11 protein-coding genes are annotated in these 12,805 nt (G+C 56.2%); 5 read left to right on the top strand and 6 right to left on the bottom strand.

Going from position 1 to position 12,805, the window contains the following annotated elements:
* The first annotated feature begins 130 nt into the window (after positions 1 to 130).
* Together clcA and erpA are read left to right on the top strand one after the other, a co-directional pair.
* The gene (clcA, locus tag GY169_RS19210) at positions 131 to 1,549 is read left to right on the top strand and encodes a H(+)/Cl(-) exchange transporter ClcA (protein ID WP_163447256.1); all 1,419 of its coding nucleotides are present in this window, start codon (positions 131 to 133) and stop codon (positions 1,547 to 1,549) included.
* A gap of 82 nt (positions 1,550 to 1,631) precedes the next feature.
* The gene (erpA, locus tag GY169_RS19205) at positions 1,632 to 1,976 is read left to right on the top strand and encodes an iron-sulfur cluster insertion protein ErpA (RefSeq protein WP_064547553.1); all 345 of its coding nucleotides are present in this window, start codon (positions 1,632 to 1,634) and stop codon (positions 1,974 to 1,976) included.
* A 57-nt stretch (positions 1,977 to 2,033) separates the two neighbouring features.
* Here erpA and GY169_RS19200 read toward each other — a convergent pair whose 3' ends face one another.
* From GY169_RS19200 to mtnN, 3 genes are read right to left on the bottom strand one after another with little or no spacing between them, the layout of a single operon-like run.
* Positions 2,034 to 2,657 carry a TRIC cation channel family protein gene (locus tag GY169_RS19200; RefSeq protein WP_064547555.1) on the bottom strand — a complete coding sequence of 208 codons (624 nt, stop codon included), beginning with the start codon at positions 2,655 to 2,657 and terminating at the stop codon, positions 2,034 to 2,036.
* 14 nt (positions 2,658 to 2,671) lie between these two features.
* Entirely contained in the window at positions 2,672 to 3,472 is an 801-nt protein-coding gene (btuF, locus tag GY169_RS19195; RefSeq protein WP_167576718.1) for a vitamin B12 ABC transporter substrate-binding protein BtuF, read from the bottom strand.
* Positions 3,465 to 4,163, bottom strand: coding sequence for a 5'-methylthioadenosine/S-adenosylhomocysteine nucleosidase (mtnN, locus tag GY169_RS19190; protein ID WP_065356557.1), 699 nt, complete (start codon positions 4,161 to 4,163; stop codon positions 3,465 to 3,467). The genes btuF and mtnN overlap by 8 nt, the downstream gene beginning before the upstream one ends.
* A gap of 83 nt (positions 4,164 to 4,246) precedes the next feature.
* Between mtnN and dgt the strand changes: the two genes are divergently transcribed.
* From dgt to cdaR, 3 genes are all read left to right on the top strand, one after another.
* Positions 4,247 to 5,761, top strand: a complete 1,515-nt coding sequence (dgt, locus tag GY169_RS19185) for a dGTPase (protein ID WP_167576717.1) — start codon at positions 4,247 to 4,249, stop codon at positions 5,759 to 5,761.
* 135 nt (positions 5,762 to 5,896) lie between these two features.
* Positions 5,897 to 7,342 (top strand): serine endoprotease DegP, encoded by a 1,446-nt coding sequence (gene degP / locus GY169_RS19180; protein WP_167576715.1) that lies wholly within the window; start codon positions 5,897 to 5,899, stop codon positions 7,340 to 7,342.
* A gap of 159 nt (positions 7,343 to 7,501) precedes the next feature.
* Positions 7,502 to 8,659, top strand: coding sequence for a DNA-binding transcriptional regulator CdaR (gene cdaR / locus GY169_RS19175; protein WP_163447264.1), 1,158 nt, complete (start codon positions 7,502 to 7,504; stop codon positions 8,657 to 8,659).
* A 110-nt stretch (positions 8,660 to 8,769) separates the two neighbouring features.
* On the opposite strand, the gene GY169_RS19170 is transcribed toward cdaR, so the two are convergent.
* The 3 genes from GY169_RS19170 to glnD form a co-directional block, all read right to left on the bottom strand.
* A complete protein-coding gene (locus GY169_RS19170; RefSeq protein ID WP_065356560.1) occupies positions 8,770 to 9,150 on the bottom strand; it encodes a DUF3461 family protein in 381 nt (126 codons plus the stop codon).
* A 108-nt stretch (positions 9,151 to 9,258) separates the two neighbouring features.
* Positions 9,259 to 10,083: a 2,3,4,5-tetrahydropyridine-2,6-dicarboxylate N-succinyltransferase gene (gene dapD / locus GY169_RS19165; RefSeq protein WP_052285401.1), complete on the bottom strand. Its 825-nt coding sequence runs from the start codon at positions 10,081 to 10,083 to the stop codon at positions 9,259 to 9,261.
* A gap of 33 nt (positions 10,084 to 10,116) precedes the next feature.
* A complete protein-coding gene (gene glnD, locus GY169_RS19160) occupies positions 10,117 to 12,789 on the bottom strand; it encodes a bifunctional uridylyltransferase/uridylyl-removing protein GlnD (protein ID WP_167576713.1) in 2,673 nt (890 codons plus the stop codon).
* Positions 12,790 to 12,805: the final 16 nt, after the last annotated feature.

Below are 12,805 nucleotides of genomic sequence, written 5' to 3'. Positions count from 1 at the left end.
CCGTAGAGGTTATGAAATTTTTGCCTGATTGCAACAAAGCCCTCCTGAAGCAATTTTTTCGCGACGTAGCGCACAGGTGTGGGTAAAATGCTCCCCCTTCCTATTTGTATTACCAATTAGTGATGACGGTATGAAAGCTGAAATACCCCCTTTAGAGGCACAACGGATTGTCCGTTTACGCCGCCGTGACGTGGTGCGTAAATTGTTGAATCGCGATAAAACGCCGCTGATGGTGCTCCTGATGGCCGCCGTGGTTGGCGCGCTGGTGGGTTTAGTCGGCGTGGCGTTTGAACATGCGGTGAACTGGGTGATGAACGTGCGTATTGGTACGTTGGCGCAGGTTGCTGACCATTGGTTTATCGTCTGGCCGTTGGCCTTTATTTTGTCGGCGCTGCTGGCGATGCTGGGTTACTGGCTGGTGCGTCGGTTTGCGCAGGAGGCCGGTGGCTCGGGGATCCCGGAAATTGAAGGCGCGCTGGAAGAGTTACGTCCGGTGCGCTGGTGGCGCGTGTTGCCGGTGAAATTTATCGGCGGCATGGGCACGCTCGGTGCCGGTATGGTGCTGGGACGCGAAGGGCCGACGGTGCAGATCGGCGGCAACGTGGGGCGCATGGTGAGCGATATCTTCCGCCAGCGCGGCGAAGAAGCGCGCCACACCCTGCTGGCAACGGGCGCGGCGGCGGGCTTGTCGGCGGCCTTTAACGCGCCGCTGGCGGGCATACTGTTCATTATTGAAGAGATGCGTCCGCAGTTCCGCTACAGCCTGATTTCAATTAAAGCGGTGTTTACCGGCGTTATCATGTCGAGCATTGTGTTCCGCATCTTCAACGGCGAAACGCCGGTGATTGAGGTCGGTAAACTGAGCAACGCGCCGGTCAATACGCTGTGGCTGTATATGGTGCTGGGCATTGTGTTCGGCTGCTTTGGGCCGCTGTTCAACACGATGGTGCTGAAGACCCAGGATATGTTTTTCCGCATCCACGGTGGCAATATTAAAAAATGGGTACTGATTGGCGGTCTGATCGGCGGTTGCTGCGGCGTACTGGGGCTGATTCAACCGGCGGCATCGGGCGGCGGCTTTACCCTGATCCCGATTGCGGCGGCGGGTAACTACACCATCGGCGCGCTGCTGTGTTTGTTCATTGTTCGCGTCGTGACCACGCTGCTGTGCTTCTCCTCCGGCGCGCCAGGCGGGATTTTCGCACCGATGCTGGCGTTGGGCACGTTGCTGGGGACCGCGTTTGGCACGGCGGCGGCGAGTCTGTTTCCGGCTTATCATCTGGACGCTGGCACTTTCGCCATCGCCGGAATGGGCGCGCTGCTGGCGGCTTCCGTTCGCGCCCCGTTGACCGGTATCGTGCTGGTACTGGAGATGACCGATAACTATCAGCTCATTTTGCCAATGATTATCACCGGGCTCGGTGCCACGCTATTAGCGCAGTTCCTCGGCGGACAACCGCTTTATGCCACTATCCTGGCGCGTACGCTGGCCAAGCAGGAAGCCGAGCAAGAGGCAAAAGCCCGGCAGGTTGCCGGGGAGAATACTTGAACGATTTACCAGGGTATTAGATAATGACCCAAAGAGTCGGGTTACTATTTGCCCAGACTAGCTGTAGTAATGGGAGCATAAAATGAGTGATGACGTAGCGCTGCCGCTGGAGTTTACCGACGCCGCAGCCAAAAAAGTAAAAGTCCTGATTGCGGATGAAGAGAATCCAAACCTGAAGCTGCGTGTGTACATCACGGGCGGCGGCTGCAGCGGCTTCCAGTACGGTTTTACCTTTGACGATCAGGTCAACGAAGGCGATATGACCATCGAAAAACAGGGCGTTGGCCTGGTGGTTGATCCAATGAGCTTGCAGTATCTGGTAGGCGGTTCCGTTGACTATACCGAAGGTCTGGAAGGTTCACGTTTTATCGTGACCAACCCGAACGCGACCAGCACCTGCGGCTGCGGTTCTTCCTTCAGCATTTGATGATCAAATGTCTAAAATTGCCCGCTTAGCCGCGGGCAATTTTGTTTGCAGGCAGGGTTAGCGCCCGTTGTCGTCCAGCGCAAAGGTCGGCAGCTTCAGATGCCAGCGAATGGCGGCCAGACGAATGGCCAGCGTCACCACCATCCCCATCATACTGGCGTTTTCCAGCGGCACTTTGAAGGTGTAATAGGCTGTCGCGTGGACGATCCCGCCAATAATACAGGCGGTAGCGTAGATTTCGGTGCGCAGAATCATCGGCACTTCGCGCGCCAGCACGTCACGGATAATCCCGCCGCCGACGCCGGTCACCACCCCCATACAGACCGCGACCAGCGGCCCGGAGTGCGCGATAAAGGCTTTGTTGACGCCGATGCCGACGAACACCGCCAGCCCGACGGCGTCGAGCACCGGCAGCACCCACTTCGGCAGGCGACGCGGTTGGCGCACCAGTACGATGGTCAGCATACAGGTCACCATGGCCACGACCAGGTCGGTCGGGTCTTTTACCCAAAATACCGGGCCGTTGGCGAGCGCCATATCGCGAATCGTTCCGCCACCGACGGCGGTGACAACGCCCAGAACCAGCACGCCGAACGGATCCATGCGCAGTTTCCCCGCCAGCAATACGCCGGAGACGGCGAAAACAATGGTGCCAACAATATCAAGCCAGTAGACAAGCATGACCAATTACCCAATTAATGAACCTGCGACAGCGCAGTACAGAGTTGTTTTGCGGCGAGGATAATACGTGGGCTTGCCCGTTCAAACCAGTCACTATTAAGGGGAATAACCGGGATTGTGAGCTGACTGGCCCAGTAGCGCTGAATTTTCGGAATCTGACTTTCGTCACCGGCGGCGACAATGGCCTGCGGCTGACGCGTCAGTACCTGCTCACGACTCACCTGCGGCCAGGCGGCGCGGCTGTCGGCAAAGATGTTCTGACCGCCGCAAATCTCCAGCACCTGGTTCTGAATCGCGCTTTTGTTACTGGTGAAGATAGGGTTGAAACCGAACTGCATAAACACGCGCTTTTTCGGCGCGTCGGCGTATTGCGCCTTCAGTTGAGTGTAGTCGCGCATCAGCGCGGCGGCGGCCTGCTCGGCTTTTTCCGGCTGCGGGCTCCACTTTGCCAGCTTACGTAGCGCGGCGGCGATGTCTTCAATACTGTGTGAGTCAATCCACAGCACGGTAATGCCGAGCGACTGCAACTGATTGACCGGGCGCTCGGCGTTACCTTCCTTCCACGCCAGCACCACGTCCGGATGCAGCGCCACGATGCGCTCCAGGTTGATGCCTTGCCAGGAGGCGACCTGTTCGATCGTTTTGGCTGCGGCGGGGTAGTCAGACCACGCGCTGACGCCAACGGGGGTGATCCCGGCGGCAAAGGCCAGTTCGGTATTGGCAGGGGAGAGAGAGATAACCCGCGGCGCGGCATAGAGCCACGCCGGGGCGCTAAACAGCAGGGCCAGCAGCCCTGTCATCAAGCGCTTAGCCATGTGCGAGTTTCTGCACCAGCGTTTCAACCATCAGCGTCGATTGCTTCGCGGCAACCGCCAGGAATTCGTCAAAGCTCAGGTGGGACTCTTTGTCGGCAACGTCGGAGATGGCGCGCACCACCACGAACGGCACGGCAAAGCTGTGGCAAACGTGGGCAATGGCGGTAGCTTCCATCTCAACGGCAATGGCCTGCGGGAAGTTGCGACGAATTTTCGCCAGCCCTTCGGCGCCGTTAATGAAAGCGTCGCCGCTGACGATCAGGCCGCGTACCGCATTCAGATCCAGCGCCTTGATGCAGGTTTCGGCGGCGGCAATCAGTTTATCGTCGGCTTTGAACGCCGCCGGGCAGCCGGCCATCTGGCCGATTTCGTAGCCGAATGCGGTAACGTCGGCATCGTGATAGCGCGCTTCATCGGAGACCACGATATCACCCACTTTCAGCGTCGGCGCCAGACCGCCCGCGGAACCGGTGTTGATGATAACGTCCGGCTGGCAGCGCTCCAGCAGCAGGGCTGCGCCCATCGCGGCCGCGACTTTACCAATGCCGGACTTCAGCAGAGCAACGTCCACGCCGTTCAACTGGCCGGTGTAGATTTCACTGCCGCCGAGGGTGATAGTCTGACGATTTTCGATTTTGTCACGCAGCAGCGTAACTTCTTCTTCCATTGCGCCAATAATGCCGATTTTCATAGATTTACTCGCGATGTGCCATGTTTAAAGGCATAGTCTATCATGCGGTTCAGGGGAAGCGCATTTCTCGCGACGGAGAGGCTATGGCTAAGATTGATTTTCGTAACAAAATTAACTGGCGTCGGCGCTATCGTTCACCGCAAGGCGTCAGCTCGGAGCATGAGATCCTGCGCATTTTTGAAAGTGACCGTGGGCGCATCATCAACTCGCCGGCGATTCGCCGTTTGCAGCAGAAAACCCAGGTCTTCCCGCTGGAGCGTAATGCCGCCGTTCGCACGCGCCTCACTCACTCGATGGAGGTCCAGCAGGTAGGGCGCTATATCGCCAAAGAGATTTTAAGCCGCCTGAAAGAGAAAAAGCTGCTGGTGGCCTACGGTCTGGACGAGTTGACCGGGCCTTTTGAAAGCATCGTTGAGATGGCTTGCCTGATGCATGATATCGGCAATCCGCCGTTTGGCCATTTTGGCGAAGCCGCAATCAACGATTGGTTCAGCCAGCGTCTGGCGCCGAAAGATGCGCTGCGCCAGCCGCTGAGCCATGACCGCTGTGAAGTCGTGAGCCTCCAGCTGCGCGAAGGTGAAGAGACGCTGAATGAGTTGCGCCGTAAGGTGCGTCAGGATCTGTGTCACTTTGAAGGCAACGCGCAGGGGGTTCGACTGGTGCATACGCTAATGCGTATGAACCTGACCTGGGCGCAGGTGGGGTGTATCCTGAAATATACGCGCCCGGCCTGGTGGGTGGGTGAGACGCCAGCGACCCACAGCTATTTAATGAAAAAACCGGGCTACTACCTGGCCGAAGAAGGTTATATTTCGCGCTTACGTAAAGAACTGGATTTAGCACCTTACAATCGCTTCCCATTAACCTGGATTATGGAAGCGGCCGATGATATTTCTTATTGTGTTGCGGACCTTGAGGATGCCGTTGAAAAACGAATCTTCAGCGTTGAGCAGCTGTATCAGCATTTATACGATTCCTGGCCGGAGCATACAAAAGGCTCACTGTTCGCACAGGTGGTGGAAAATGCCTGGGATAAATCTCGTGCTAATTCATTAAGCCGCAGTACTGAAGACCAGTTCTTTATGTATTTACGGGTGAACACATTAAATAAACTGGTGCCCTATGCGGCGCAGCGGTTTATTGAAAATCTGCCGCAGATTTATGCTGGCGACTTTAATCACGCACTGCTGGAAGATGAAAGTAGTTATAGTCAGTTGCTTAATCTTTATAAAAATGTGGCTATAAAACATGTGTTTAGTCATCATGAGGTTGAGCAGCTGGAATTGCAGGGCTACCGGGTTATTGGTGGATTGCTGGATATCTACGCGCCGTTGCTTAAATTATCCTTAAGCGATTTCAGTGAACTGGTGGAACACGAGCGGGTGCGTCGCTTACCCATTGAGTCGCGCCTTTTTTGCAAGCTCTCAACGCGACATCGTTTAGCTTATGTTGAGGCTGTGAATAAAATTTCACGCGATGCCCTTGAATTTCCGGTGATGGAATATTATTACCGTTGTCGTCTGCTTCAGGATTATATCAGCGGAATGACCGACCTCTACGCGTGGGATGAATATCGACGACTGATGGCAGTAGAATAATCAGAAGTTTTGTAAAGACGCTCAATAAATTTTTACTTTTCCCACGTGCAGTTGAATGGAACTTAGTGTCATAAAGCGAATCTGATAGTCACGAACACAGCAATTTTGCGTAATCTGATATTGAGATTGAAACACATGAAAAAAACCACGTTAGCAATGAGTGCTCTGGCTCTTAGTTTAAGTCTGGCTCTGTCTCCGTTGTCCGCTAGCGCGGCCGAGACGGCATCTTCTACCGCATCCGCTGCCCAGCCTATGCCTAGCCTGGCACCGATGCTGGAAAAAGTGATGCCGTCTGTCGTCAGCATTAATGTTGAGGGCAGCACAACGGTAAACACGCCGCGTATGGGTCGTAACTTCCAGCAGTTCTTCGGCGACAACTCGCCGTTCTGTCAGGACGGTTCACCGTTCCAGAGCTCACCTTTCTGCCAGGGCGCTGGCCCGAACGGCGGTAACGGTGGCGCCCAGCCGCAGCAGCAACAGAAATTTATGGCCCTCGGCTCCGGTGTGGTGATTGACGCCGCCAAAGGCTACGTCGTCACCAACAACCACGTGGTTGATAACGCCAACGTGATTAAAGTACAGCTGAGTGATGGACGTAAGTTCGACGCTAAAGTGGTCGGTAAAGACCCGCGCTCGGATATCGCGCTGATTCAGATTCAGGATCCGAAAAACCTGACGGCAATTAAGCTGGCGGATTCCGATGCTCTGCGCGTCGGCGACTACACCGTAGCGATTGGTAACCCGTTCGGTCTGGGCGAAACCGTCACTTCCGGTATCGTCTCCGCGTTGGGTCGTAGCGGCCTGAACGTCGAAAACTACGAAAACTTTATTCAGACCGATGCGGCGATCAACCGTGGTAACTCCGGCGGCGCGCTGGTGAACCTGAACGGCGAGCTGATTGGTATCAATACCGCGATCCTTGCGCCGGACGGTGGCAACATCGGTATCGGCTTCGCCATTCCAAGCAACATGGTGAAAAACCTGACCGATCAGATGGTGAAATTTGGCCAGGTAAAACGCGGTGAACTGGGCATTATGGGTACCGAGCTGAACTCTGAACTGGCGAAAGCAATGAAAGTTGACGCTCAGCGCGGCGCTTTCGTCAGCCAGGTTATGCCGAACTCCTCTGCGGCGAAAGCGGGGATCAAAGCCGGTGACGTGATTACCGCCCTGAACGGTAAGCCAATTAGCAGCTTCGCGGCGCTGCGCGCCCAGGTGGGCACCATGCCGGTGGGCAGCAAAATCACCCTCGGCCTGCTGCGCGATGGCAAACCGGTGACGGTGAACCTGGAACTGCAGCAGAGCAGCCAGACTCAGGTAGAGTCCAGCAGCATTTTCAACGGGATTGAAGGTGCGGAAATGAGCAACAAAGGCCAGGATAAAGGCGTGGTGGTTAATACGGTGAAAGCCGGGACCCCGGCCGCGCAGATTGGTCTGAAGAAAGGCGACATTATCGTGGGCGCGAACCAGCAGGCAGTGAAAAACATCGCCGAGCTGCGCAAAATCCTCGACAGCAAGCCGTCCGTTCTGGCGCTGAACATTCAGCGTGGTGATAGCTCTATCTACCTGCTGATGCAGTAATCATGACCTCAACCCTTTCCCCATCAGGGGAAAGGGTTTCTTCCTTTCGTAATGTGAAGCTCCCCACAACTTCATAGATCTCGGCTGTGCTTTGTGCATTTGCACAGTGCGCGGTTCCCCTGTCTTTCTTATCATGTAACCTGCTCACAGGAGGGGTTCATGGCTGGCTGGCATCTCGATACTAAAATGGCGCAGGATATTGTGGCGCGCACCATGCGCATCATCGATACCAATATTAACGTGATGGATGCCCGTGGACGCATTATCGGCAGCGGCGATCGCGAGCGTATTGGGGAATTGCACGAAGGTGCGCTGCTGGTGCTGTCACAGGGCAGGGTCGTAGACATCGATGATGCGGTGGCGCGTCATCTGCATGGCGTGCGTCAGGGGATCAACCTGCCGCTGCGTCTGGAGGGGGAAATCGTCGGCGTTATCGGCCTGACCGGCGAACCGGAGACGCTGCGTAAATATGGCGAGCTGGTGTGCATGACGGCGGAGATGATGCTGGAGCAGTCGCGGCTGATGCATCTGCTGGCGCAGGACAGCCGCCTGCGTGAAGAGCTGGTCATGAATCTGATTCAGGCCGAGGAGAATACCCCTGCGTTGACCGAATGGGCGCAGCGTTTGGGAATCGACCTTAACCAGCCGCGCGTGGCGGCGGTCGTTGAAGTCGACAGCGGGCAGCTTGGCGTCGACAGCGCCATGGCCGAGTTACAGCAGTTGCAAAACGCGCTGACCACGCCTGAGCGCAACAACCTGATTGCTATCGTCTCTTTGACTGAAATGGTGGTGCTGAAACCGGCACTCAATCAGTTTGGCCGCTGGGATGCTGAAGACCACCAGAAGCGCGTTGAGCAGTTGATTTCACGCATGAAAGAGAACGGCCATCTGCGTTTTCGCGTGGCGCTGGGCAACTACTTTACCGGGCCGGGCAGCATTGCCCGCTCGTACCGTACTGCCCGTACCACCATGATGGTGGGCAAACAGCGCATGCCCGAGAGCCGCAGCTATTTTTACCAGGATTTGATGCTGCCGGTGCTGCTCGACAGCCTGCGCGGTGGTTGGCAGGCCAACGAGCTTTCGCGCCCGTTGATGCGCCTGAAAGCAATGGATAACAACGGTCTGCTGCGTCGTACCCTGACAGCATGGTTTCGCAATAATGTTCAGCCGCTGGCTACCTCAAAGGCATTGTTTATTCACCGCAATACGCTGGAATATCGACTGAACCGTATCTCGGAGCTAACCGGGCTGGATTTGGGGAATTTTGACGACAGGCTGCTGCTGTATATTGCGCTGCAATTGGATGAGCAGCGATGATAAAACCGTAGAGTGTGCGGTCTGTGTAAGCCTGATAAGCGTAGCGCCATCAGGCAAAACGCCGGGTGGCGGCTTCGCCTTACCCGGCCTACAAATACATCCACATGCTGCTATTTACGCGTCAACTTCTCAAGATCGGCTTCAATTTCACTGATCTTATTGGTCACGACGCTTTCCAGATGACGCAGATCGTCAAGGATCTTACGCTTCAGGTCGACTTCACTGCGATCGCGCTGGCAAATCTGGTCCAGCTCGTCAATCACGTAGCGCAGATTCGGGCTGATCTCCTGCACTTCTTTGAAACCCTGACCATCACCAGCGATGGTTTTACGCTGACGCGGATATTTGAACTTCACGCTCTTAGCGAAAAATTCACCCTTATCCTTCTGGAAATAGATTTTCAGGATATCGTTGTTGGCTTCCTGCCGGAGGCTGTAACGATCGATTTCATCGGGATTGGTAATCCCCAGGCTTTTCAAATTATCGTACATAGCGGTACCCCTGATCTAATTTAACTATTGAATAATTAACGAAAAAATCAAACTCCGCCAGCGTAAGAATAAAAAAAAGCGGGGTTGCCCCCGCTTTTTCGCATCTTATTAATCGATAGTACGCAGTAGTTCGTTGATACCGACTTTACCGCGGGTTTTCGCGTCAACCTTCTTCACGATGACGGCGCAGTACAGGCTGTACTTACCGTCTTTAGAAGGCAGGTTGCCGGAGACGACAACGGAGCCTGCCGGAACGCGGCCGTAGAACACTTCGCCGGTTTCGCGATCGTAGATTTTGGTGCTCTGACCGAGATAGACGCCCATCGAGATCACGGAGCCTTCTTCAACGATCACACCTTCAACCACTTCAGAACGCGCGCCGATGAAGCAGTTGTCTTCGATGATGGTCGGGTTCGCCTGCAGCGGCTCCAGTACGCCACCGATGCCGACGCCGCCGGACAGGTGCACGTTTTTACCAATCTGCGCGCAGGAGCCCACGGTCGCCCAGGTATCCACCATGGAGCCTTCGTCAACGTAGGCGCCGATGTTCACATAGGACGGCATCAGCACGGTGTTGCGGGCGATATAGGCACCCTGACGAACGGCAGCCGGCGGCACCACGCGGAAACCTTCTTTCTGGAAACGCGCTTCGTCGTAATCAGCGAATTTCATCGGTACTTTATCGAAGTAGCGGCTTTCCGCACCGTCGATAACCTGGTTATCGTTAATACGGAAAGAGAGCAGAACCGCTTTCTTCAGCCACTGGTGAGTGACCCACTGGCCGTCGATCTTTTCAGCGACACGCAGCGCGCCGGAATCCAGCAGGGAAATCACCTGGTTAACCGCTTCGCGGGTTACGGTATCCACATTTGCCGGCGTGATGTCGGCGCGACGCTCAAAAGCGGACTCAATAACGTTCTGTAATTGCTGCATTGTTTACTCTTTCCATTCACTAATAAAAATACGTCACCCTTTATCGTTTGGATTGAGGGCCGCTGTCAACCGTTGTTGCACTTCTTGTTGCAGCTCATTATTAAGGGCACGCCGGTCGGCGGTGGCGATTATAAATAAATCTTCTACTCGTTCACCAATTGTCGTAATTCTGGCCCCGTGTAGCGAAATACCGAGGTCGGCAAACACCTGGCCGACGCGGGCAAGCAGGCCTGGCTGGTCAAGGGCGATTAGCTCAAGGAATGAGCGGCGGTCGGTATGGGTCGGCAGGAAATTGACCTCAGTATCGACGGAGAAGTGGCGCAGTTTGGCGGCCTGGCGACGCGGCTGCGGCGGCTGCCAGCTACGCTGGGTTATCGCTTGCTCCAGCCCTAAGCGGATAGCTTCGTGGCGATCGCTTGAGAGCGGGCTGCCGTCCGGTTCAAGCACGATAAAGGAGTCCATCGCCATACCGTCGCGGGTGGTAAAGATCTGTGCGTCGTGGACGCTCAGGTTGCGACGGTCCAGTTCGGCGCAGACGGCGGCGAACAGGTACGGGCGATCCGGACTCCAGATAAAGATCTCGGTGCCGCCGCGCGTTGCCTGCGGGCTCAGCAGGATCATGGGCTGACTGAGATCGTGTTTAAGCAGGTGACGAGCGTGCCACGCCAGTTGGTTCGGCGTGTGGCGAACAAAGTAGTTGGCGCGGCAGCGGTTCCAGATCTGGTGCAGCGCTTCTTCATTGATGTTATCCATGCGCAGCAGCGCCAGCGCCTGCATCTGGTGATGACGCACGCGTTCACGCATATCCGGCGTGTTCTGCATCCCACGACGCAGCTGTTTTTCAGTGGCGAAATACAGTTCGCGCAGCAGGCTCTGTTTCCAGCTGTTCCACAAGGTTTCGTTGGTCGCGCAAATATCGGCGACCGTCAGGCATACCAGGAAGCGCAGACGGTGTTCGGTCTGCACCTCTTCGGCGAACTGCTTGATGACTTCCGGATCCTGAATATCGCGGCGCTGGGCGGTGACCGACATCAGCAGATGCTGGCGTACCAGCCAGGCGACCAGCTGGGTTTCACGCGAATTCAGACCATGCAATTCGGCGAATTTCAGCACGTCCTGAGCACCGAGGATTGAGTGGTCGCCGCCGCGCCCTTTGGCGATATCGTGGAACAGGGCGGCAATCAGAATTAGTTCCGGATGGTTGAGCCGCGGCCAGAGGTCAACGCACAGTGGATGGCGCGAACGGGTCTCCTCGTTGGCAAAGCTCTCCAGCTTCAGCAGCACGCGAATGGTGTGCTCGTCGACGGTGTAGGCGTGGAACAGGTCGAACTGCATTTGGCCGACGATATATGACCACTGCGGCATATAGGCCCACAGCACGCTGTGGCGGTGCATCGGCAGCAGGCCGCGGCTCACCGCGCCGGGGTGGCGCAGCATATTGAGGAACAGGGAACGCGCCTCCGGGATATAGCACAGCGGCTCGGTCAGATGACGTCGCGCGTGGCGCAGATGGCGCAGCGTGGTGGAATAGATGCCGGTGATGTTGCTGTTGCGCACCATCATGTAGAACATCCGCAAAATAGCCTGCGGTTCGCGAATAAACAGCGTATCGTCGCGCAGATCGATCAGCGTCCCGCGCAGCTGGAAGTCATCGTCGATGGCGCGCGGTTTTTCATCTTCCGTCAGGGCGAGAATCGCTTCATCGAACAACTGCAATAGCATGTGGTTCAGCTCGCCCACGCGACGGGTGACGCGATAGAAGTCTTTCATCATGTGTTCGATCGGCTGATTGCCTTCGCCAGCATATTTCAGCCGCTGGGCGACGCTGAGCTGACGATCGAACAGCAGACGGTTGTCGTAGCGATTAAGTTCAAGGTGCAGGGCAAAGCGAATGCGCCACAGCAGATGCAGACATTCGTTAAGCTCGTTACGCTCGGCCTCGGTGAGGAAGCCAAAGCTGACCATTTCATCGAGCGAGGTGGCGCCAAAGTGACGGCGGGCGACCCACTGGATGGTGTGGATGTCGCGCAGGCCGCCGGGGCTGCTTTTAATGTCCGGTTCCAGATTGTAGCTGGTACCGTGGTAGCGCTGGTGGCGTGCCTCCTGCTCGGCGACTTTCGCCGGGAAAAAGTTTTCCGACGGCCAGAAGCCTTCGCTGAAGATATGTTTCTGAAGCTCAAGAAACAGCGCAACGTCGCCAATCAGCAGACGTGATTCAATCAGGTTGGTGGCGACGGTTAAATCGGATAACCCTTCCAGCAGGCATTCTTCCAGCGTACGCACGCTGTGGCCGACTTCCAGCTTGATATCCCACAGCAGCGTCAGCAGTTCGCCGATTTTCTGCGCCTGCTCGTCGGGCAGCTTTTTGCGGCTGAGGATCAGCAGGTCGACGTCCGAAAGCGGATGCAGCTCGCCGCGACCGTAGCCGCCGACGGCGACCAGCGCAGCGTCCTCAACCTCGCCAAAACCGTAGTGCAGCCACAGGCGCTGGAGCATCTGGTCGATAAATTCGGTGCGTGCCTCGATGAGCTGTTCCGCGCTGACGCCTTCGTCGAACGCGACGCCGAGCCAGCGCTGGAAGGCTTCCAGCCGGCTTTTGATATCGGCGCAGTTCAGGCTGTCTTCGGGCCAGTGTACCGGGTTGTCCGGCTGGCCGGGCAGAGTGGGAAGGGGGGTACAAGCCAGTTCAGGTATGGAGTTACTCATTGCGCCACCCATAAGA

It is taken from the genome of Kluyvera genomosp. 3, assembly GCF_011765685.1.
GTDB classification, from domain to species: domain Bacteria; phylum Pseudomonadota; class Gammaproteobacteria; order Enterobacterales; family Enterobacteriaceae; genus Kluyvera; species Kluyvera georgiana_A.
This window is presented reverse-complemented; position numbering and strand designations above follow the sequence as displayed.